This window comes from Photobacterium sp. OFAV2-7 (assembly GCF_022347985.1).
Taxonomy (GTDB): domain Bacteria; phylum Pseudomonadota; class Gammaproteobacteria; order Enterobacterales; family Vibrionaceae; genus Photobacterium.
Genome location: NZ_JAKRFQ010000639.1, coordinates 1 through 3,161 on the forward strand (window position 1 = coordinate 1; position 3,161 = coordinate 3,161).

3 protein-coding genes are annotated in these 3,161 nt (G+C 39.5%); all 3 read right to left on the reverse strand.

Translation table 11 applies throughout. The features are described 5' to 3' along the window. Positions 1-302: 302 nt before the first annotated feature. Positions 303-1,508 carry a hypothetical protein gene (locus tag MHN01_RS22215; RefSeq protein ID WP_239413496.1) on the reverse strand — a complete coding sequence of 402 codons (1,206 nt, stop codon included), beginning with the start codon at positions 1,506-1,508 and terminating at the stop codon, positions 303-305. A 349-nt stretch (positions 1,509-1,857) separates the two neighbouring features. Then, positions 1,858-2,166: a helix-turn-helix transcriptional regulator gene (locus MHN01_RS22220; RefSeq protein WP_239413498.1), complete on the reverse strand. Its 309-nt coding sequence runs from the start codon at positions 2,164-2,166 to the stop codon at positions 1,858-1,860. A 314-nt stretch (positions 2,167-2,480) separates the two neighbouring features. Continuing rightward, positions 2,481-3,161, reverse strand: a 681-nt coding sequence (locus MHN01_RS22225; RefSeq protein ID WP_239413500.1) for a transcriptional regulator, incomplete at its 5' end; no start/stop codon positions are given.

Here is a 3,161-nt window from a genome sequence, read left to right on the forward strand (position 1 = left end):
GGTACGTTGGAAGAGGAATCGCAGTTTAGGTTGAAAGCAAAGATGCAGAATTGGCAATGTTTATTACATCACCCGCATCATCCCTAATACCGCATATCGAGCAGCGGAAGACATTCATTGTTCAATACGGGTGACACTGCAGCTTTAGTTTTTTGTCCCTGAACTCAAGATAAAGGTAGTTTGATATAGATAATAAGAACACATACGAATTAACACGATTAATTCTTTGATAACTTTAGTCATAAAAGCCCTAATTTTAGGGCTTTATTTAATTGTGGAATTAGAGTGGCCATACTGAGATATTAGCTATTTAGACCTTCTTCAATATATACACACATTGCTGTTTCCCCGCCGCTCTCAGACTTAGTTGATTTAGAACCAAGTTGGGTATATAGAGTATACCCTTTGTATTTTATACTACGCTCTATTTTATTGTGCTCATACATCTCTAATAAGAGAGTTTCCTTAGATTCACTTGAGTCGAGTTTGTCGATATCATCAACGCCTTGAATCCAAGTTCGATTATCATGTGAGTATGGACAAGCACCGAGTGTTGCGACTACTAAGGATTTGTCTTCATTATGCAATAAGAAAATACCTTCAGTTCCATAGAATCCGAATTTTTTCTCCATAAAGAAGCCACCACACCATATTATGGATTTCTCTATCTCGTCGTCATCGATATAACTATAAGGAATCGCTAGGTTTTTGTCCCATTCGGGAGGATAGTACCCACTCATGTAGCTTTTCATTTTTCCTGTGTTCATATATACATCAGAGATACCTCCATCTTCGCCTTCCCAGTTTCTTGTATATAAATCATCTTCAGTTGCATTTGCAACCATGCCTAAAACTTGTTTTTTATTACCCATTGCAAGCCACAATAATAAACTGGCAAGAATTAGCGCAATGGTAATATATATATTCTTCCTTCCTGTAATTTTTATCCCTTTTTTAATTGCTTTTAGTAAGAGCTTGTTTGGTTTCCCGTTTGAGCTTGTCGTTAATATTGAGCTGTTAATATTTTTTTGGTTCTGTAATAAAGAGATATACTCGTTAAAAGCTACTTTCCCATCATCCATACCAAAACCTAAGATATGGCTTTTTTCCATTTCAACAGCCATGATAGTATCATCATCGGCTTTTGATATCTGATCAATGGTTCGAGTTTGGTATTCTACAAAATCGACTAATTCCTTACCTTTAACTGTTTTAAATTTTTCATATACATCCCATAATACAGCCCACGGGGGCCATGGTCCATCAGCCACATCGGAATAATTATTAATATACTCTTTATGTGCACTATCATAAGTAATGTCACCATTAGTACTCTGATTGTATCTAATAATGCTGTCGATTATTAATGATTTAGTTAATAAAGACTTGGCGTGATAGTGCTTTTTGTCATCATCTAAATACTCTTCTAACTCATTTAATAAGTTATTACCTAGCCTATTACCCAACTCATCGATTATTTTTATTGCTGTTTCATTATTAATTTTCATTGTTCATGCCTTATATGTTTTGATATTAGATATGAGCTACGCCTCTTAGGGAGGAAATAAAAATTATCTGTTAACCTAGTTTTGTTTAAGTAAGCCTTAACTCTTTTTACATGATATGCAACAGGTAATATATTGGGTGCTCATTGGGATTTCTATAATAGCTATGTAAAAGTTAGAGCTAACTCAGATATATAAAATATATATATATCTACTGACCATGATGTGCTAAGTGAATGAGTAACGCTTTGATTTATAGTGTTTTATTGTGATAACCGTAAGCAACATAATTAAACAGGATATGAACGGTTTGGTGCAACAAATTCAAGATGCGATGCAGATGTGGGTTGTATTACATCACCCGCATCATCCCCAGCACAGCATCTTGCTGCTCCTCCGTTAGCCCAGAGAACAGGGTTAACAGTTCCTGCTCTTTAGCGCCGCTTTCAATAGGGTGCATTGAGCCTTCGCCGGCTAAATACCATTCCACACGGATATTCAGCAACGAACACAGTTTTTTTATCTCTCGCATGGTACGAGGTTGGCGATCGGTCGTTTCCCAGGCCTTCACCGTATGGGGTGATTTGTGCATGGCGCGAGCGACTTTATTCCTCGATAACCCTGCGGCTTTCCTTGCCTGCTTGAGTCTGGTTTTCTTCATCAATAGGCATCTTACAAGCAGCTAAAATAATGCAACCCCTCAGAGCGGTTCTGTATCCAAAACAGTACATACGTCTACACATTAGCTATATGCGCGTTTCGCCACTTCAACCGCGTAACTTTGGTAGTAATATCACGTGGATTTATAAAATACTTAATAAAAAGAAAGGGCTAGGAATGGAAAAGGTTATATGGGTCGAAAACAAGGAAAGAACGCCAGAAGATAGGGTGTTATCTCTGGCGCTTGAGAGGCTGACTGCGGTTGCAATGGCGAGAAGTATGCAAAAACAAGAAATCTCGCTTGTTAGGATAAATTCAGTCGCGAATAACGTCGATAGCGGTGTGGATACTGTCAGCAGTCAAATCTTCCGGAGTCAGTCCCAAGCGATCCGCTTGGCGGTAAACCGCGGTAATTACCCGTGACTTCTGATCACTGTTGAGGTTTTCACCTAACTCATTGGCGCAATCTTCAACCAGGGTAACAACAGCACGCATCAGGCCAAGCTTAATCGGCTCATCAACTTCTGGCTTGGCAGCTGTTGGCTCTTCTGAAGAAAAAAACTGTAGGTCGGATTCTTTAGCTGGTCGGTGGTTAGCTAAAAGTGCATCTTCACTATCAAAAAGTCGGTAGGTTCCTACTTGCCCGGTAGCTATTGCTTCCTCATCTTCTGGTGAAAGAAGTGGGATCCGGATTTGTTCGCGGTTGGGAAACTCACGTATTACTTCGGTAAGCTCTTCGCTGCCGGGGCCAACTAAGACTTCAATGATATGATGATCAACCCACTTATCTTTCAGGCCATATTGTCCTGGTTGTTGAAAAATAAGGATAGTACGCTCACTTAGGCTACATACGTATACATGCCAGTGTGGCTCGTCTTCCAGCATGATCTTAACCATATCAGCAAAAGATACAGCGTTGTCGATCGGGCCTACATAGAAGGGCCTTCCTTTTCCGGTAAGCAGCCAATCAAGGTTAACATTCTCTGCTCTTCTGAT